Annotated in this window: 15 protein-coding genes; 10 read left to right on the top strand and 5 right to left on the bottom strand. The window is 62.2% G+C overall.

Annotated features, from left to right (window positions below; genetic code table 11):
• Positions 1-6: 6 nt before the first annotated feature.
• Both BLU35_RS31515 and BLU35_RS31510 read left to right on the top strand, forming a co-directional pair.
• Positions 7-1,050 carry a tartrate dehydrogenase gene (locus BLU35_RS31515; RefSeq protein WP_093236060.1) on the top strand — a complete coding sequence of 348 codons (1,044 nt, stop codon included), beginning with the start codon at positions 7-9 and terminating at the stop codon, positions 1,048-1,050.
• A gap of 19 nt (positions 1,051-1,069) precedes the next feature.
• Positions 1,070-2,524 (top strand): NAD-dependent succinate-semialdehyde dehydrogenase, encoded by a 1,455-nt coding sequence (locus tag BLU35_RS31510; protein WP_093236059.1) that lies wholly within the window; start codon positions 1,070-1,072, stop codon positions 2,522-2,524.
• Positions 2,525-2,873: 349 nt separating this feature from the next.
• Here BLU35_RS31510 and BLU35_RS31505 read toward each other — a convergent pair whose 3' ends face one another.
• Together BLU35_RS31505 and BLU35_RS31500 are read right to left on the bottom strand one after the other, a co-directional pair.
• Positions 2,874-4,148: an NAD(P)/FAD-dependent oxidoreductase gene (locus BLU35_RS31505; RefSeq protein ID WP_093236058.1), complete on the bottom strand. Its 1,275-nt coding sequence runs from the start codon at positions 4,146-4,148 to the stop codon at positions 2,874-2,876.
• Positions 4,149-4,163: 15 nt separating this feature from the next.
• A complete protein-coding gene (locus BLU35_RS31500; RefSeq protein WP_093236057.1) occupies positions 4,164-4,832 on the bottom strand; it encodes a haloacid dehalogenase type II in 669 nt (222 codons plus the stop codon).
• Positions 4,833-5,149: 317 nt separating this feature from the next.
• On the opposite strand from BLU35_RS31500, the gene BLU35_RS31495 reads away from it, so the two are divergent.
• From BLU35_RS31495 to BLU35_RS31465, 7 genes are all read left to right on the top strand, one after another.
• Positions 5,150-5,986 (top strand): GNAT family N-acetyltransferase, encoded by an 837-nt coding sequence (locus BLU35_RS31495; protein WP_093236056.1) that lies wholly within the window; start codon positions 5,150-5,152, stop codon positions 5,984-5,986.
• A 13-nt stretch (positions 5,987-5,999) separates the two neighbouring features.
• A complete protein-coding gene (locus BLU35_RS31490; protein ID WP_093236055.1) occupies positions 6,000-7,376 on the top strand; it encodes an aspartate aminotransferase family protein in 1,377 nt (458 codons plus the stop codon).
• A gap of 241 nt (positions 7,377-7,617) precedes the next feature.
• The gene (locus tag BLU35_RS31485; protein ID WP_093236076.1) at positions 7,618-8,331 is read left to right on the top strand and encodes an HAD-IA family hydrolase; all 714 of its coding nucleotides are present in this window, start codon (positions 7,618-7,620) and stop codon (positions 8,329-8,331) included.
• 70 nt (positions 8,332-8,401) lie between these two features.
• Entirely contained in the window at positions 8,402-10,012 is a 1,611-nt protein-coding gene (locus BLU35_RS31480; RefSeq protein WP_093236054.1) for an ABC transporter substrate-binding protein, read from the top strand.
• Positions 10,013-10,097: 85 nt separating this feature from the next.
• Positions 10,098-11,048 carry an ABC transporter permease gene (locus tag BLU35_RS31475; RefSeq protein ID WP_057249974.1) on the top strand — a complete coding sequence of 317 codons (951 nt, stop codon included), beginning with the start codon at positions 10,098-10,100 and terminating at the stop codon, positions 11,046-11,048.
• The gene (locus tag BLU35_RS31470) at positions 11,045-11,908 is read left to right on the top strand and encodes an ABC transporter permease (RefSeq protein WP_093236053.1); all 864 of its coding nucleotides are present in this window, start codon (positions 11,045-11,047) and stop codon (positions 11,906-11,908) included. The genes BLU35_RS31475 and BLU35_RS31470 overlap by 4 nt, the downstream gene beginning before the upstream one ends.
• Positions 11,908-13,563, top strand: coding sequence for an ABC transporter ATP-binding protein (locus BLU35_RS31465; RefSeq protein ID WP_093236052.1), 1,656 nt, complete (start codon positions 11,908-11,910; stop codon positions 13,561-13,563). Before BLU35_RS31470 ends, BLU35_RS31465 begins: the two co-directional genes overlap by 1 nt.
• A gap of 156 nt (positions 13,564-13,719) precedes the next feature.
• Here BLU35_RS31465 and BLU35_RS31460 read toward each other — a convergent pair whose 3' ends face one another.
• Positions 13,720-14,196: an Lrp/AsnC family transcriptional regulator gene (locus tag BLU35_RS31460; RefSeq protein WP_057249969.1), complete on the bottom strand. Its 477-nt coding sequence runs from the start codon at positions 14,194-14,196 to the stop codon at positions 13,720-13,722.
• A 233-nt stretch (positions 14,197-14,429) separates the two neighbouring features.
• Between BLU35_RS31460 and BLU35_RS31455 the strand changes: the two genes are divergently transcribed.
• Positions 14,430-15,755, top strand: coding sequence for an NAD(P)/FAD-dependent oxidoreductase (locus BLU35_RS31455; protein WP_093236051.1), 1,326 nt, complete (start codon positions 14,430-14,432; stop codon positions 15,753-15,755).
• Positions 15,756-16,374: 619 nt separating this feature from the next.
• On the opposite strand, the gene BLU35_RS31445 is transcribed toward BLU35_RS31455, so the two are convergent.
• Both BLU35_RS31445 and BLU35_RS31440 read right to left on the bottom strand, forming a co-directional pair.
• Positions 16,375-17,217, bottom strand: a complete 843-nt coding sequence (locus BLU35_RS31445) for a polysaccharide lyase family 20 protein (protein WP_093236075.1) — start codon at positions 17,215-17,217, stop codon at positions 16,375-16,377.
• 119 nt (positions 17,218-17,336) lie between these two features.
• Complete coding sequence (locus BLU35_RS31440) at positions 17,337-17,810, bottom strand: hypothetical protein (RefSeq protein ID WP_093236049.1); 474 nt, start codon at positions 17,808-17,810, stop codon at positions 17,337-17,339.
• Between the last annotated feature and the right edge of the window lie 245 nt (positions 17,811-18,055).

Genomic DNA, 18,055 nt, shown 5'->3' with positions numbered 1-18,055 from the left:
GCCTCCATGAAATCCTATTCGATCGCACTCATCCCCGGCGACGGCATTGGCCAGGACGTAACGGATGCGGCCTGGCAGGTTCTTTCGACCGTCGCCAGGCATTCCGGCTTCTCGCTCACCGGCATGCCCTTTCCCTGGTCCTGCGCCTTTTACAAGGAAACGGGCGCGATGATGCCGACGGACGGCATAGAAATCTTGCGCCGCTTCGATGCAATCCTGCTCGGCGCCGTCGGCTGGCCCGCGGAAGTGCCAGATTCCGTCTCACTCCACGGCTTGCTCCTGCCGATCCGCAAGGCTTTCGTGCAATATGCCAATATCCGGCCGCACCGGCTGCTGCCGGGCGTGCAAGGTCCGTTGAAGGCGGAAAATTTCGACATCCTCTGCATCCGCGAGAACACCGAAGGCGAATATTCCGGCGCCGGCGGCCGCGTGCATCAGGGAACGGGCGATGAAGTCGCGGTCGAGACCTCGATCTTCACGCGCACGGGCGTCGAACGGATCCTGCGCTTCGGCTTTGAGCAGGCCCGCCAACGCCGCGGCAAACTCGCTTCGGTGACAAAATCCAACGCCCAGAGATACTCAATGGTGTTCTGGGACGAGATTACGCGAGAGCTCGCTGCCGAATACGCCGATGTCGAGGTGACGAGCTACCACATCGACGCCATGGCCGCGCGCATGGTGATGGCGCCCGAGAGCCTCGATGTCGTGGTCGCCTCGAACCTCTTCGGCGACATCCTGACTGATCTCGGTGCCGCCATCCAGGGCGGGCTCGGCTTTGCGGCTTCCGCCAATATCAACCCCGATCGAAGCGCCCCGTCGATGTTCGAGCCGGTACACGGCTCCGCACCCGACATCGCCCATCTCGGGATCGCCAACCCCGTCGCCGCCATATGGTCCGGCGCGATGATGCTGGACCACCTCGGAGAAAGTGAAGCCGCGCGCACTGTCATGACCGCGCTCGAAAGAACGACCGCCCGCGGGATCGGCACCGTGCCGGGCAAAGACAAAACCGAAACAGTAAAGGCGGCGGTGCTTGCCGCGCTCAACTGATCTTTAGAGGAGAGAAGTCATGAAGTTGAACGACAAGGAACTTTTCCGGCAAGAGGGTCTCATTGACGGAGCCTGGCTGGCAGAAGCCTCGGGTAGAACCGTCGACGTTTTCGACCCCGCTAGCCGGACGCGCCTCGGCACCATTCCGGACATGAGCGAAGAGGAAACGCGCTCCGCCATCGAAGCTGCCAATGCCGCCTTCGGACCGTGGAAGAAGAAGACGCATGCCGAACGGGCCGCATTGCTTGAGCGCTGGTATGCGCTGATGATCGAAAACCTCGAGGATTTGGCTCTGCTCTTGACGATGGAACAGGGCAAGCCGCTCGACGAGGCGCGCGTCGAGATCCGTTACGGCGCTTCGTTCGTCAAATGGTTCGCCGAGGAGGCTCGTCGCATCGGCGGCCACACCATTCCCTCTCCGACGGCCGATCGGCGCATCGTCGTTCTGAAAGAGGCGGTCGGCGTCTGCGCGATCGTGACGCCGTGGAATTTCCCGAACGCAATGATTACCCGCAAAGTGGCACCTGCCTTGGCGGCCGGCTGCACGGTGGTGATCAAGCCCTCGGAGTTCACGCCCTTTTCAGCGCTCGCCCTCGGAGTTCTGGCCGAGCGCGCCGGCATTCCCACAGGCGTGATCAACATCGTCACCGGCATGCCGACCGCAATCGGCAACGAGTTCATGGCGAACGAAACAGTACGCAAGATATCCTTTACGGGCTCGACGCGCGTCGGCTCTCTCTTGATGAGAGGCGCGGCCGACAGCGTCAAGCGCCTCTCGCTCGAACTCGGCGGGAATGCCCCCTTCATCGTCTTCGACGACGCCGACCTTGATCTGGCGGTCGAAGGTGCGATCGCGTCCAAGTTCCGCAATGGCGGCCAGACCTGCGTCTGTGCAAACCGCATCCTGGTGCAGGCCGGCGTCTATGACGCCTTTGCAGATAAGCTCGGCGCACGCGTTAACGCAATGAAGGTCGGCCCCGGTACGCAACCCGGCATCGCGATCGGACCGATGATCAATGACGCGGCGATCGACAAGATCGACCGCCATGTCGAGGACGCGCTTGCCAAGGGCGCGAAGCTTGCGGCGCGCGGCAGGTCGGTGCCGGAGGGGAGACAATATAAGGCCCCGATCGTGCTCACGGGCGCCACCACCGAGATGCTGCTTGCCAGCGAAGAGACCTTCGGTCCCGTCGCACCGCTCTTCCGCTTCGAGACAGAGGAGGAGGCAATCGCCATCGCCAACGGCACGCCCTTCGGCTTGGCTGCCTATTTCTATACTGAGAGCCTGAAACGTTCGTGGCGTGTGGCGGAAGCGCTCGAATTCGGCATGGTCGGCCTCAACACCGGCGCCATCTCCACCGAAGTCGCCCCCTTCGGCGGCGTCAAGCAATCCGGCCTGGGCCGCGAGGGCGCCCAGGTCGGCATCGAGGAATATCTCGAGATGAAGAGCTTCCACATCGGTGGACTGGATTAATGCATGTTGCCCAAAAGTGTGCCGCGGCTTTTGGGACAAACGGCAGGCACAAACAAGGGATCTACGGCGCGTCGCGTGATTCGTTTGAATGCGACGCGCCGTAGGTTGGTCACGGCGATCTTGGGCCGAACCGAACCGATGCCTAAAACATGATCGGTTCTGGGAGTAGAGCGGGATGCGCGCGAAAAGCCGCCCGTGTTTCTTCATCCCGCTCTCAAGCGCGCGCGAGGCGCTTCAGCTCTTTCGCAAGACCGCTGCACACTTGGCGCGGCACGCCAGGCTAGATCATCCAAACAAAGAAGGGCGCGGACCTGTCCGGTCCGCGCCCTTCTTCCTACCCCCGCGTTGTCTACTGGATCCTGTCTAGCATCTTGTAATACATGCCGACGAGCGGCAGGAACCAAGGCTTGCCGAAATGTCCCGGCACGGCCGGCCATTCGAGACCCTTCAGCGGGTTGCGGTCCGGCCGGTCGAGAATCGCGTCCGCCATAATCATGCCGAGATGCGTCGAAAGCTGCGCCCCGTGGCCGGAATAACCCATGGCGTACCAAACGCCGTCTTGATAACCGGCGCGGGGGAATCGGTCCTTGGTCATATCGACGAGGCCGCCCCAGCAGTAGTCGATCTCGACATTGGCGAGTTGCGGAAAGATCGCGGTTAGGCTCGCCTTCAGGATCGCGCCGCTTTTTTCGTCCGAACGCTGGTCGGATGTCGCCGAGAAACGTGCGCGGCCGCCGAAAATCAGCCGGTTGTCGGGCGAGAGCCTGAAATAATTGCCGATGTTCATCGACGTGACGCAGGTGCGGTTGCCCGGCATTGTCGCCTTCACCTCAGCCTCGGTCAGCGGCCGGGTGGCGATGATGAAGCTGCCGACGGCGATGATGCGGCGGCGGAAATAACCGAAGATCGAAGGCGTGTAGGCGCCGGTGGCGACAAGAACCGCATCCGCCGTGACGCTGCCGCGGGGGGTCTTCAATGTGTGCCGGCCGCCCGCCTGCCGATGCTCGGTGACCGCCGTGCTCTCGAAAACCATGGCGCCATGGCGCGTAGCCGCTTCGGCGAGGCCGACGACATACCGCCCCATATGCATCATCGCGCTCTTCTTCGAGAGCATTGCCCCGAAGAAGGGCGAGCCGACCTCCTGCTTCAGATCCTCGGCGCTGAGAAGCGCCGTATCGGGATCGACCTCCGCGTTGACCGCCTCGAAGTTGCGGGCGATCGCCTCGAAATGCTGGGGCTTCGAGGCAAGCTTCACCTTGCCGGCGCGGCGGAAGTTGCAGTCGATACCTTCTTCGGTGATCAGTGCCTCGATCGTGTCGACTGAGTCGTCGAACGCCTTGTAGAGCGCAATCGCCCGTTCCCTGCCGAGTTCCGCCTTGGCCGCAAGATAGCTATGGGCGAGTCCGTTGTTCAAGTGTCCGCCATTGCGGCCGGACGCGCCCCAGCCGACTTTCTCGGCCTCCAGCACGACGACCTTCGCCCCCGCCCTGGCGAGCTGCCGGGCCGCACTGAGGCCGGTGAAGCCGCCGCCGATCACGGCGACGTCGTAATGGCCATCGACCGGGCCTTGCGCAGCTCCGGCAAAGGCCGGGGCCGTATCATGCCAGTAGGAGAGGAACTTCATGGCGCACCGCCTTTTCTAAAGACCGACGACGCCCGGCAGGCCGGAGATGTCGGCGATCTCGACATAGCCGTAGTAGGGATTGGCCGGCTCGTGACCGCGATTGACCCAGACTTTGTTCTTGATGCCGAGGTCGTGCGCCGACATCAGGTCGTAGCGGAAGGACGACGAGCAGTGGAGGATGTCCTCCGGGCCGCAGCCCAGCATGTCGAGCATGTATTCGAAGGCCTTGAAGCGCGGCTTATAGGCCTGCGCCTGCTCGGCCGTGTAGACGGCATGGAATGGGGCGCCGAGCTTCTCGACGTTCGACATGATCTGCGAATTCATGGCGTTCGACAGGATCACCAGTGGGATCTCCCTGGCGACCTTGGCAAGCCCGGCCGGCACGTCCGCATGCGGACCCCATGTCGGCACGCGCTCATAGACCATATTCGCAGCTTCATCGCGGAATTTAATGCCGTTGCGCTTGCAGGTCCGTTCCAGGGAATTGTGCACCACCTCGGCATAGGGCTTCCAGGCGCCCAGGATCTCGTCCAAGCGGTAGGCCGCGAAATTCTTGATGAATTCAGCCATGCGCACCTCGTCAAGCTGCTCCTGATAGAGGTCGCGGGCCGCTTCCGCCATCTGGAAGTTCGTCAGCGTGCCGTAGCAGTCGAAGGTGATGTATTTCGGACGGAAGGTCGTCATGTGCGTATCCTTGAAAGAACGGGACCAAGTATTCTGTGAGGATCATAGGCGCTGCGCCTCCCATCGCCTCGCCTGATTTGGCGGCGTTCGAAGCAGAATCTATCGTATCGAGCGCCGGCTTTGGCAGAAGGTTGTGTGGCCTGCTGGTGGTCAGCGGCGTCTTCTGCCCCGGCGCCCTCCCAGCGCTCTTCCCTGCCAGCATAAGATGCGGCGACCGGTGGGTGCAAAGCTATAAGATACCGCGCGAGCCAAAGTCTTCAGACGATCTGCCGGCCGGCACTCCTTCAGACTTGCGGGCAGAAATTGAAGGAAATGCCATGCAGACAAGTCAGATCGATACTGCCGCCTTCGGGCCTGAGCATCTGGAAGCCGCCGTCCAGCTCTCCCGGCAGGCCGGCTGGCCACATCGCCTTGAAGATTGGCAGATGGCGCTGACCCTGAGCGAAGGCGTCGTCGCGATAGAGGGCGACCGGGTCGTCGGCACTGTACTCGTCACCCCTTACAAGTCGGGCTGTGCGACGATCAACATGGTCATCGTCGACGAGGCGATGCGCGGCCGCGGCCTCGGTCGCAAGCTAATGGACACCGCGTTGCGACTAGCGGCCGATCGTCCGCTCAGACTCGTGGCAACGACTGAGGGCCTGCCGCTATACGAAAGGCTCGGCTTCCGCGAGACGGGTCGCGTGTTGCAGCATCAGGGCATCGTCGGAGCAATCGCCGAGCCTGGGCAAACGGAACAGGCGACCGAGGCCGACATCGAAGCGATCGTCGCGCTCGACCGCCTCGCCTTTGGCGCCGACCGTGAAGGGATGATTGCCTATCTCGGGAAGGTCGGCAACTTTGCGGTGATCCGCCGGGACGGGCGCGTCTGCGGGTTCGGTGCCATCCGCCCCTTTGGCCGCGGCAAGGCCATCGGGCCCGTCGTCGCCGAAGGTCTCGAAGACGCCAAGGCGCTCGTGGCCCACTTCATGTCCACGCGAACCGGCCGGTTCATCAGGCTCGATACCACTGCCGAGACCGGCCTTTCTCTCTGGCTTGCCGAGCAAGGACTCGCCCATGTCGGCGGGGGTATCGCCATGATGAAGCCCCCGATCCACCGCGCCGCCGACCCGGCCGCTACCACCTTCGCCCTCACCAATCAGGCGCTCGGCTGATCCGGAGATCATCATGTACAGCAATTCCCTCATCGAACTCGATCGCGCCCACCTCATCCATCCGGTCGCCTCCTATCGCGGCCATGAAAAACTCGGCGTGCGCGTACTCGCCTCGGCAAAAGGCGCGACGGTCACCGACGCTTCGGGCAAGCAACTGATCGACGGCTTTGCCGGCCTTTGGTGCGTCAATGCCGGCTATGGCCACGAAGCGATCGTCGAAGCGGCCGCCCGCCAGATGCGCGACCTTCCCTATGCGACGGCTTATTTCGGGCTCGGCTCCGAGCCCGCGATCCGCCTCGCCTCGGAACTCGCCGAGCGCGCGCCGGGCGATCTCAACCACGTCTATTTCACGCTCGGTGGCTCCGACGCCGTCGACAGCACGATCCGCTTCATCCGCTATTATTGGATTGCCCGCGGCCAGCCGCAACGCGATCAGTTCATTTCGGTGGAGCAAGGCTATCACGGGTCATCGACGGTCGGCGCCGGCCTGACCGCGCTGCCGGCCTTCCACGCCGGCTTCGGTATTCCCTTCGACTGGCAACACAAAATTCCGTCTCACTATGCCTACCGCAATCCGGTGGGAGAGAACCCGCAGGCGATCATCGAGGCGTCGCTGGCCGCTCTCCGGCGCAAGGTCGGGGAAATCGGCCCCGAGCGTGTCGCTGCCTTCTATGCAGAGCCGATCCAGGGCTCGGGCGGCGTGCTGGTGCCACCCAAGGGCTGGATGAAGGCGATGCGCGAACTCTGCCGCGAACTCGGCATCCTCTTCGTTGCAGACGAGGTGATCACCGGCTTCGGTCGCACCGGACCGCTCTTTGCCTCTACCGAGGACGAGATCGTGCCGGACTTCATCACCACGGCCAAAGGTCTCACGTCCGGCTATGTGCCGATGGGGGCCGTGTTCATGGCCGACCACGTCTATCAGACGATTGCCGACGGCGCCGGCGCTTCCGCCGTCGGCCACGGTTACACCTATTCGGCGCATCCGGTCAGCGCGGCTGTCGGCCTCGAGGTGCTGAAGCTCTACGAGAACGGCCTCTTGGAAAACGGCGTCACGGCCGGTGCACGGCTGATGGAAGGTCTCGAAAGTCTGAGGGACCATCCCCTTGTCGGCGATGTGCGCGGCCGCGGCATGCTGGCCGCCGTCGAGCTCGTCGTCGACAAGTCGAGGAAGACCCCTTTGCCGGCGGCCGCGGAGCCGGCGCGCCGCATCTTCGACCGGGCCTGGGAAAACGGCCTCGTCATCCGCGCCTTCGCCAATGGCGTGCTCGGCTATGCGCCGCCGCTGTGCTGCACCGCGGCGGAGATCGACGCGATTGTCGAGCGCACCCGCCAAACATTGGACGAGACCTTGGAAGACCCGGATGTTCGCCAGGCTTTGAGGGCCTGATGGACGACTGACGCGATATATCGCGAAACCGCCATATTCGAAATTTTGTGCCGCGCCACGGCGCCCTTTCGGAGACTCCGGCGCGGCGCAACTGCCAAACTCAAATCAAGGAGCGGCCGGATCCCAGCATATGCGGCCTTTCCAGCAAGAGCGGGGAAAACATCCCGCCGACGGGAACAGAATATTCTTCTTCATGAAGTCGGCGTTCCGACCTGGGACGCGAAAAAACTGGGGAATCGATGTGCACAAGAGCCTGCCCGAATTCAAATACATGACCTTCGACATCGTCGGCACGCTGATCGACTTCGAGGGCGGCCTCAAGGATTGCCTCGCCGGCATCGCCGCCGAGGCCAGTGTCGCCATCGATGGCGAGGAGGCGCTCAGCCTCTACCGCGCAGCGCGCTACTCCAAGGACGCCGACCTCTTCCCGGACGATCTGGTGCGTGTCTATCTTGAAATCGCGCCGAAGCTCGGCCTTCCGACTGAGCGAAAATATGGCGAGCGTCTCAGGGACTCCGCCGGGAACTGGAGGGCCTTCGGAGACAGCACCGAAGCGCTGGCGCGCCTTGCGAAGAATTACCGGCTTGTCGCTATGACCAATGCGCGCCGCTGGGCCTTCGATTTCTTCGCCAAGGAACTGGGTGATCCCTTCTACGCCGCCTTCACCGCTGACGATACAGGTACCGAAAAACCTGACCCCGCCTTCTTTCAGAGGGTTTTCGACTTCATCGGCTCGGAAGGCAATTCGAAGGACGACGTCCTGCATGTCGCCCAGAGCCAGTACCACGACATCGGCATTTCGCGGAAGCTTGGGCTGACCAACTGCTGGATCGAGCGGCGCCACGCGCAGAAAGGTTACGGCGGCACCATAGAGCCGGCCGAGTTCACCGAGCCCGACTACCACTTCACCTCCATGGCCGACCTTGCCGATGCCGTGGCCGTCGCACGTAGCTGACCAGTTCACCGGATTGGGTCTAAGCCCACGGAAGACGGGCAGCCCGCCAACAGACGAAAAGGGGAATGACATGAACGACAAGATCACCAATTGGACCAGATCCGACGACACCATGGTCGAAAACGCCATCCGCCGCGGAGCAACGCGCCGTGAACTGCTGCAGATGATGCTCGCCGGTGGCGTTGCCCTCTCCGCCAGCAGTCTAGTGCTCGGCCGCGCCTCCAACGCGGTTGCCGCAACGCCGGTCTCCGGCGGCGCGCTCAAAGCCGCCGGCTGGTCGTCCTCGACCGCCGACACGCTCGACCCGGCCAAGGCATCGCTCTCCACCGACTATGTCCGCTGCTGCTCCTTCTACAACCGTCTCACCTTCCTCGATAAGAGCGGCACCCCGCAGATGGAGCTCGCCGAGGCGATCGATTCCAAGGATGCGAAGACCTGGACGGTCAAACTGAGGAGCGGCGTCACTTTCCACGACGGCAAGCCGTTGACCGCCGACGACGTGGTCTTCTCGTTGAAACGCCATCTCGATCCATCCATCGGTTCGAAGGTCGCGAAGATCGCCGCGCAGATGACAGGCTTCAAGGCCGTAGACAAGCAGACGGTCGAGATCACACTCGCAAATCCGAACGCCGACCTGCCGACCATCCTGTCGATGCACCACTTCATGATCGTCGCCGATGGTACGACGGATTTTTCCAAGGGCAACGGCACCGGCGCATTCGTGCGAGAAGTCTTCGAGCCCGGCGTGCGCTCGGTCGGCATCAAGAACAAGAACTATTGGAAGTCCGGCCCGAACGTCGATTCCTTCGAGTACTTCGCGATCAGCGACGATAGCTCCCGCGTCAACGCACTGCTCTCGGGCGACATCCATCTCGCCGCTACGATCAATCCGCGCTCGATGCGCCTGGTCGAAGCCCAAGGCGACGGCTTCGTGCTCTCGAAAACCACCTCCGGCAACTACACCAATCTCAACATACGCATGGACTTGGAGCCCGGCAGCAAACGGGACTTCGTCGAGGGAATGAAGTACCTCGTCAACCGCGAGCAGATCGTCAAGTCGGCGCTCCGCGGCCTGGGAGAAGTCGGCAACGACCAGCCGGTTTCGCCGGCAAACTTCTACCACAATGCCGACCTGAAGCCGCGGGCGTTCGATCCGGAAAAGGCGAAATTCCATTTCGAGAAGGCCGGCGTTCTCGGTCAGTCGATCCCGGTGATCGCATCCGAGGCGGCGAACTCGTCGATCGATATGGCAATGATCATCCAGGCTTCCGCTGCCGAGATCGGACTGAAGCTCGACGTTCAGCGCGTACCGGCCGACGGCTATTGGGACAATTATTGGCTCAAGGCGCCGGTCCATTTCGGCAACATCAACCCGCGCCCGACACCGGACATCCTGTTCTCCCTGCTCTACACTACGGAAGCACCGTGGAACGAAAGCCAGTACAAGTCGGAGAAATTCGATAAGATGCTGATCGAGGCGCGCGGCTCGCTCGACCAGGAGAAGCGCAAGGCGATCTACAACGAGATGCAGGTGATGGTCGCCAGCGAAGCCGGCACCATCATTCCGGCCTATATCTCCAACGTCGACGCGATCACCGCCAAGCTCAAGGGGTTGGAAGCCAACCCGCTTGGCGGCCAGATGGGTTATGCTTTCGCGGAATATGTCTGGCTCGAAGCCTGATGACGCGAACGGTCGGGGCTGCAGCCGCGCGGTTGCAGCTCCGATCCTTTTGGTTTGAAATCTCGAATGCCGAAAGGGAACGCGCGTGAACAACCGTGTCCTATCACTCGTGCTGAGCAGATTGCTCATCGCCTTGATCACGCTGGTGATCGTCTCCTTCGCCGTGTTCTTCGCGACGACGCTCCTGCCGGGAGACACAGCGACGATCCTGCTTGGCCAGGCCGCCACGCCGGAGGCAGTCGAAGGTCTGCGCAAGGCCATGCATCTCGACGACCCGGCGATCTTCCGTTTCCTGCGCTGGATCGTTGGTTTGCTGCAGGGCGACCTCGGCACCTCCTATGCCAATGAGATGCCGGTCGCGGATCTGATCGGGGGGCGTTTCATCAACACGCTGCAGCTCGCGGGCGTCACCGCGCTCTTTTCCGTGCCGATCGCGCTGACGCTCGGCATCACCGCGGCGATGCTACGTGGCTCGCTGTACGACCGCGCCGTCACCGTGTTGACGATCGGCGTCATCTCAGTGCCGGAATTCATGATCGCGACCTCCGCGGTGTTGATCTTCGCCGTCTACCTGAAATGGCTGCCTGCGCTCTCCTTCGCGAACGAAGTCACCTCGCTGACAGACCTCCTGCGCATCTATGCCATGCCGGTGATCACCCTTACCTTCGTCATCTCGGCGCAAATGATCCGCATGACCCGGGCAGCGGTGATCGAGACGCTCAACACGCCCTATGTGGAGATGGCGTTGCTCAAGGGCGCCTCGCGGCCGCGCATCGTGTTTCGGCATGCGCTGCCGAACGCTCTGGGCCCGATTGTCAACGCGGTCGCGCTTTCGCTCTCATACCTGCTCGGCGGTGTCATCATTGTCGAGACGATCTTCAACTATCCAGGTATTGCCAAGCTGATGGTCGACGCCGTCGCCACTCGCGACCTACCGCTGATCCAGAGTTGCGCGATGATCTTCTGCCTCGGCTACCTGCTCCTGATCACGGCCGCCGATATCATAGCCATCCTTTCCAATCCGAGGCTCCGATGACAATGACCAGTTCTGAGACCAAGTCTGACCGGATTTCCGGAACCCGGCTCGGCTATCGCTTCAACATCATCGGCATGGTCGGTCTCTCGGTCATCCTTTTATGGGTGTTGATCGCGATCTTCGCGCCGCTGATCATCCCCTACCCTGTCGGCGAGATTGTCGACCTCGATTACTTCGGCCCGATGAGCCGCGACTTCTGGCTCGGCTCCGATTATCTCGGCCGCGACATGCTCTCGCGAATCCTGATGGGCGCCCGCTACACGGTCGGCATCTCGCTTGCGGCAGTTACGATCGCCTGCTTCAGCGGCGTGACGCTCGGCATGATCGCAGCGGTCGCCGGCGGCTGGCTCGACACGGTCCTGAGCCGCTTCCTCGACGCCCTCAGCTCGATCCCGAGCAAGCTGTTCGGCCTTGTGATCGTCGCTGCCGTCGGCTCCTCCATTCCCGTGCTGATCCTGACGCTGTCGGTGATCTATATCCCCGGCGCGTACCGTTTCGCCCGCGCGCTTGCCGTCAACATCAACGCGATGGATTTCATCACCGTCGCTCGCATCCGAGGCGAAAGTACCCTTTATCTGATCCGCTCGGAAATCCTGCCGAACATCGTCGGACCGGTACTTGCCGACCTCGGCATCCGCTTCGTCTTCATCGTTCTCCTGCTCTCCGGCCTCTCCTTCCTCGGCCTTGGCGTCCAGCCGCCCTATGCCGACTGGGGGGCTCTCGTGCGCGAGAACATCGGCGGCCTGCCCTTTGGCGCACCGGCGGTGATGGCTCCCTCCTTTGCGATCGCCAGCCTCACCATCAGCGTCAACCTGCTGATCGACAACCTGCCAAAGAAGATCCGCGATCGGAGCGAATGATGGTCAATCTCGTAGAAATCCGTGACCTGAAGGTCGAAGCCACCACCGATTCCGGCCGACGCGTCGAGATCATCAACGGCGTCAGCTTCGACATTGCCGAGGGCGAGATCGTGGCGCTGATCGGCGAAAGCGGCTCCGGCAAGACGACGATCGCGCTCACGCTGATGGGCCATGCCCGCCCCGGCTGTCGCATCTCCGGCGGCAGCGTCTCCGTCGCCGGAAAGGACATGGTGACGCTGAGCGAAAAGCAGCGCGCCAGGGTGCGCGGCACCGAGGTCACCTATGTACCGCAATCAGCCGCCGCTGCATTCAACCCGGCCGCCACGATCATGGACCAGGTAATCGAGGTCACCCGAATTCATGGGCTTATGTCCGCCGACGAGGCGCGCCTCCGCGCCGTCGAGCTTTTCAGGGCGTTGTCGTTGCCTGAGCCCGAAACGATTGGCAGCCGCTATCCGCACCAGGTCTCCGGCGGCCAGTTGCAGCGGCTTTCTGCGGCGATGGCGCTGATCGGCGACCCGAAGCTCGTCATCTTCGACGAGCCGACGACGGCGCTCGACGTGACGACGCAGATCGAGGTGCTGCGCGCCTTCAAGTCGGTCATGAAGAAAGGCGGCATCGCCGGCGTTTACGTCTCGCACGACCTCGCCGTGGTCGCCCAGATCGCCGACCGCATCGTCGTCTTGAAGGGCGGAGAGACCAAGGAGATCGGCACCACCAAAGAGATCCTCGACGGCGCGAAGCACCCCTACACGCGGGAGCTGCTCGCCGCCTTCGAGCCGAAACCCCGTGGCGCTGCGGGCGCGGCAGAGAGTGGTCCGGCCCCGTTGCTCGAAATCGAAAATCTCGTCGCAGGCTACGGCCAGGCCCAGGCCGACGGCCTGCCCCTCGTGCGCGCCGTCGAGCATGTCAGTCTCAAGGTGGAGAAGGGGCGCAACCTCGGTATCATCGGCGAGTCCGGTTGCGGCAAGTCGACGCTCGCGCGCACCATCGCCGGCATATTGCCGGCCGCTGTCGGCAAGATCGTCTTCGACGGCAAGGAACTCGGCCGCAGCGCCCGCGGGCGCTCGCGCGATGAACTGCGCGAAATGCAGATCGTCTTCCAATATGCCGATACGGCGCTTAATCCGGCGAAATCCGTCGAGGAAATCTTAGCCCGGCCGCTTGCCTTCTATCACGGCATGAATGCCAAGGCGCGCAGCGCACGCATCGACGAGCTGCTCGACATGGTGCGCCTGCCGCGCAACCTGCGTGATCGCCGCCCGGGGGAGCTCTCGGGCGGCCAGAAGCAGCGCGTCAACTTCGCCCGCGCACTCGCCGCCGAGCCGAAGCTGATCCTGTGCGACGAGATCACCTCTGCACTGGACACCGTGGTCGCGGCCGCCGTCATCGATCTCCTCAAGGAATTGCAGCGCGAGCTCGGTCTTTCCTACATCTTCATCAGCCATGACCTCTCCGTGGTGGAGGCGATCTGCGACGAGATCGTCGTGATGTATGGCGGCAGAAAGGTAGAGGAAATCACGCCGGCGAAAGTCAAGACACCGCAACACCCCTATTCGCAACTGCTCTTCTCGTCGGTGCCGAGGCTCGATCCCACGTGGCTCGATGGGCTCGAACAGGATCCGGAGCTCGTGCGAGCCTATTGCCGGCGCTGAGGCGCCGGCTCATCCCAACCTGCTGTCATCGCCTCAGCCCGAAGGCGGACGGAAGGAGACGCGGACGACATCATGCTTTGCCGGGTGAGGCTCCGGAGGAGCGGGCCAAAGCGCAAGCGTCGGCCGCGCAAGCCGGCGCAAACCGATCCGAAGATCCTACATCCGAAACAGGCTGGTCAGTGGCATGTGCACCTTGACTATCGGCGACTTCAAGACGACGAAACTGAAATACTTGTCGATGCCGACGTCCATGTCGGTGAGGCGCTCCATGATCGTCTGGTATTCACCGATCCCGGCCGTGACGAATTTTAGAAGGTAGTCGTAGCCTCCTGACACTAGATGGCATTCCATAACGTTGTCGACCTTGTCTATCGCCGCCAGGAACCGGGCAAAGTCGATCTGCCGATGGTTCTTCAGCGTGATTTCGGTAAATACCGTTAGGGTCTGCCCGAGCTTGCTGACGTTGATCTGCGCCGAATAGCCCTCAATGTAACCCTCCGACTGCAGCTTCTTGACCCGCATCAGACAGGGGCTCGGCGACAGGTTGACCAATTCGGCGAGTTCCACATTGGTGATGCGGCCATTCTTCTGTAGTTCGTACAGAATCTTGATGTCGATCCGGTCGAGTTTCATGGCGCGCCTTTCCCTTGCTACGTGGCCAACGGGGCAGCAGATTGTGCTGCGACTTTCCCAGCTAGGACCTTAACACACTGATGAGACGTGTCGATTTCGTTTGGCACAGCAGGCCAAAGCAGAAAGGGCGGCATTGCTCCCACAATACGGAATCTTCTGCTGCGCGCCAGCCGCAGTCCGGCAACGCCATTGCGCAATAGCCGTTAGACTGTGCTGGTAACGGAGGTCACGCCATGCCCGCACCGCTGAAACTCATCGACACAACGCCGCAGTTGCCCGAAGACGCCGATGCCGTGGTGATCGGCGGCGGCATTGTCGGTGTGTTTGCGGCCTACTATCTTGCCCGCCGCGGATTAAAGGTAGCCGTCGTCGAGAAGGGCCGGATCGGCGCGGAGCAGTCGAGCCGCAACTGGGGCTGGTGCCGCCAGCAGAACCGGGACGCCCGCGAATTGCCGATGGCGACGAAGAGCCTCGATCTTTGGGAGCGTTTCGCCGCCGAGAGCGGCGAGGATACCGGCTTCCGACGCTGCGGGTTGTTCTACCTCAGCAACAGCGAAGAGGAACTGGCCGGCTGGGCCCGCTGGCGCGACTTTGCCCGTGCGCTCGGCGTCACAACGTATATGCTCGACAGAGCCGAGGCGACAGAACGCGGCCGCGCCACCGGAAAGCCGTGGAAGGGGGGCGTCTTTTCGCCGACCGACGGCACCGCCGATCCGGCAAGTGCAGCACCCGCGGTCGCACGTGCGATCCTCAAGCTCGGCGGCACCGTGCATCAGTCCTGCGCCGCCCGCGGCATAGAGACAGAAGGCGGTCGCCTTTCTGGTGTCGTTACCGAGCATGGCATCATCCGCACGAAGACGGCGATCCTTGCCGGCGGCGCTTGGGCCTCCTCCTTCTGCCGTCAGCTCGGCATCCGCTTTCCCCAAGCCGCAATCCGATCATCAATCCTGGCCGTCTCGCCAGGCGCCATCCGCCTTCCGGATGCGCTGCACACGGCCGCCGTTTCGGTGACGCGCCGCGGGGACGGCGGCTACACGCTCGCCATCAGTGGCCGCGGCCGTGTCGATCCGACGCCGCAGCAATTGCGTTTCGCGCCGCAGTTTCTGCCGATGTTCGCCCGGCGCTGGCGCAGCCTTGCACCCGGCGGCATCGAAGGCTTCCGTTCCGGTCACGAGAGCCTGACTCGCTGGCGCCTCGATGCGCCGACGCCAATGGAGCGCATGCGCATCCTTGATCCTGCAGTCGATAAAGACACCATTCGCCTCACCCATTCGCGCGCGCTCGACCTCCTGCCCGACCTTAAGAACACCAGCATCACCGCCGCATGGGCGGGTTATATCGACAGCACGCCGGACGGTGTGCCTGGCATCGGCGAAATCGCCGCCATACCGGGGTTCATCCTCGCCGCCGGCTTCAGCGGGCACGGCTTCGGCATTGGTCCCGGCGCCGGTCACCTGATCGCCGACATCGTCACTGGTGATGAGCCAATCGTCGACCCCCGCGCGTACCATCCGGACCGCTTCCGAAAATCTGCCTGGGGTAAGGTCGCCGATTTCTAGGGAGGCGGGGCCCGAGGTGCTGTGGCGAATTCGCTGAAGTCGGTTCCGACTGCGACGATCCAGTCCTGGCGGCAGGCAACACCGTCGCCAGCGCAGCCGCTTATGATCCTAGCCAGACCGATCGAGGTCGCCGCAAATCTGTCGTTTCGGATTTCCTGCGGCTTCTCGGCGGTCGCCACAAGCCCACTTGCAACTGACGTTATCAAATCCAGCGTTCGCGCAGCGTCATCGCATCTGGGTTCTTTGCTAGTGGGAATTGGTCGCGCGCGACCAGTCAGCCGGTTGGACGTCTACCATCTTGGTTGTTGATTATTGACTCCGGGAGCAACTTCCGACCTCCCAGAGCGGGATTCGGCACGGCTAGTGAAACGAATGGCTACTATGCGGTTAGTGCATGAGGCATAACCGCAACGACAACATGCGGAACTGATGCCAAAGCACGTCGGTTTGCCCTCATCACTCCGCCCGCTTTCTTGCCACCACCAAGATCACGGGGACGGCCACCGAAAAATGCTCACGCATTGCTGCCACCCACTTCGGCATGACTGGGGAATTTTACTTCGGCACTTTTGAGAAAATTTCCAGCGCCATGACATCCTTGTGTTGCGCCTCCCGGGATCTACGAGCCTGCTGAGCGTAGCGCCGCAAGTCCAGCCGGTCCGAGAACATCTTCACTGCGTGTGGAGCGGCGAAAGTTGTCGAAGTAGAGCGTCCATTCGCCCTGAGATGCCGAGCGGTAGGGGCCGAACTTGAAATACTGCCGGGAGCCTAGCCCCTGTTCGTCATGGCCGATATGGCCCCGGACCGTCACGACCCAGCGGTCGTTGGCAAAGAGTTCTATGCGCCCGGTACCGTCCGGTCCGGGCCGGGTCATCACTGCAAAGTCAATCCATCCACTGTGCGGCGCCGGCAACTCATTACCCCTGTGTATGACGGTGATGCGATCCGTGTAGGCCGTGAACAGGCGCCCGTCTGGTGGTCTCCAGCCAGGGTCGGTGGCGACCAGCGCACGCATCTGCCGCTTTCCCGGACGCAGAAAAACCGGCGTGAGGATCGGTGCGCCGTTTGACAAGGAAAAGCGCCGAGGTATGACCGGAAAAGTGGTCTCGACGGTCGCAAAGAGTCGGCCGCGAACCAGACGAAGTGCCAGGAAAGGACTGAAGTCACCCCTCGCCTCCGGACCGATCTCGCGCTTCCATTGGGCGATCAGATGGCGGTGGTCCCCCTGCGGGATGGGGTCGGCAAACTTGACCGAAAAGCCGTACCAGACTGCCTTGTCATAGGGTACGCGTAGAGCCGTGCGTTCCCACACCTCCGCTCGCTCGCTTCGATCGTCTTCGCCCTCAAAGAGCGGCCGGACGCTTAGTTTCAACGCGCCGGCACTGCCAAAGGTGACGTCGCGCTGAAATTCGACTGAGCCTGCACGTTGCTCGACATTGTCACGATAATAGAGTCCCCCCATAGGCGAGAAGCTGTCGCCGTCGAAGCCGTCAACAAGGTTGGCCTCCCAGGACAGCGGAGCCGCGGCGGCGGCGTTCCCATTAGATGCGTCGCCAGCGGTATCCAATTCCTTCTCCTCGATTATCCTCCACGCTCGCAACGTATGTGCTCAAAGCCCCCGTCCTGGCTTGCGACAGTCCATTGCGAACCGCGGTCAGCGATGTGGTCGTTGCATCGGGTGAGGTAGCGGCCGTTGTTTGACATCAATCGACCGGTCTCACCGCAGACGTCACAAGTGTGGTAGGAACGGTCTGCGATATCGTAATAGATCCCACCAAGCGCAGCGGCCGCTTCTGCCGACAGTCGAAAGTCATTCGTCGGACTGAGGTAGCAGCGAAGGCCACCCCATTTTTCCTCTATTTGCCGAATGTAGACCTTGGAAAGCAGCCCGTGTTTGCTGAGGAACACTTCGACGCGGCGTAAATACTCCTCAATCAATCCGTTCCAGCCCGTGTTGGTAGTCAGGAACAGGGACCACGTTTCCTCGCTCGTGTTCGGATCAAAAAGGCGAGCATGGGTTTGACGAATGTGCAAGACGAACTCCGCATGTGTCATGCAGAGACTCCTTTCGCATGAATCCGGGCTGGGAAGAACGTGACTGCCAGCGCCGTTAAGCCTTCGAGGGCAAGAACAGTGAGAACTATTGTTCCTCCGAAAACTGCAAGTCTGTTCGTCATGCCAAGTCCGATCGAAAAGCAGCGTTGAACTCGGCTGCCCCAGCCGTTAACCGAGTCGTTAGTCAGCGTTGACATGATCAATGCGATCGCAAAAAGTGAAGTAGCTTACAGTATCCAACGCCC

Origin of the sequence: Sinorhizobium sp. NFACC03 (assembly GCF_900103435.1) — a bacterium.
Classification (GTDB): domain Bacteria; phylum Pseudomonadota; class Alphaproteobacteria; order Rhizobiales; family Rhizobiaceae; genus Ensifer.
This window is presented reverse-complemented; position numbering and strand designations above follow the sequence as displayed.

Excerpts from the sequence above, each read along its gene's own strand:
- BLU35_RS31515 (WP_093236060.1), top strand. The coding sequence starts at position 7 with ATGAAATCCTATTCGATCGCACTCATCCCCGGCGACGGCATTGGCCAG.
- BLU35_RS31510 (WP_093236059.1), top strand. The coding sequence starts at position 1,070 with ATGAAGTTGAACGACAAGGAACTTTTCCGGCAAGAGGGTCTCATTGAC.
- BLU35_RS31505 (WP_093236058.1), bottom strand. The coding sequence starts at position 4,148 with ATGAAGTTCCTCTCCTACTGGCATGATACGGCCCCGGCCTTTGCCGGA.
- BLU35_RS31500 (WP_093236057.1), bottom strand. The coding sequence starts at position 4,832 with ATGACGACCTTCCGTCCGAAATACATCACCTTCGACTGCTACGGCACG.
- BLU35_RS31495 (WP_093236056.1), top strand. The coding sequence starts at position 5,150 with ATGCAGACAAGTCAGATCGATACTGCCGCCTTCGGGCCTGAGCATCTG.
- BLU35_RS31490 (WP_093236055.1), top strand. The coding sequence starts at position 6,000 with ATGTACAGCAATTCCCTCATCGAACTCGATCGCGCCCACCTCATCCAT.
- BLU35_RS31480 (WP_093236054.1), top strand. The coding sequence starts at position 8,402 with ATGAACGACAAGATCACCAATTGGACCAGATCCGACGACACCATGGTC.
- BLU35_RS31470 (WP_093236053.1), top strand. The coding sequence starts at position 11,045 with ATGACAATGACCAGTTCTGAGACCAAGTCTGACCGGATTTCCGGAACC.
- BLU35_RS31465 (WP_093236052.1), top strand. The coding sequence starts at position 11,908 with ATGGTCAATCTCGTAGAAATCCGTGACCTGAAGGTCGAAGCCACCACC.
- BLU35_RS31460 (WP_057249969.1), bottom strand. The coding sequence starts at position 14,196 with ATGAAACTCGACCGGATCGACATCAAGATTCTGTACGAACTACAGAAG.
- BLU35_RS31455 (WP_093236051.1), top strand. The coding sequence starts at position 14,430 with ATGCCCGCACCGCTGAAACTCATCGACACAACGCCGCAGTTGCCCGAA.
- BLU35_RS31445 (WP_093236075.1), bottom strand. The coding sequence starts at position 17,217 with ATGGGGGGACTCTATTATCGTGACAATGTCGAGCAACGTGCAGGCTCA.
- BLU35_RS31440 (WP_093236049.1), bottom strand. The coding sequence starts at position 17,810 with ATGACACATGCGGAGTTCGTCTTGCACATTCGTCAAACCCATGCTCGC.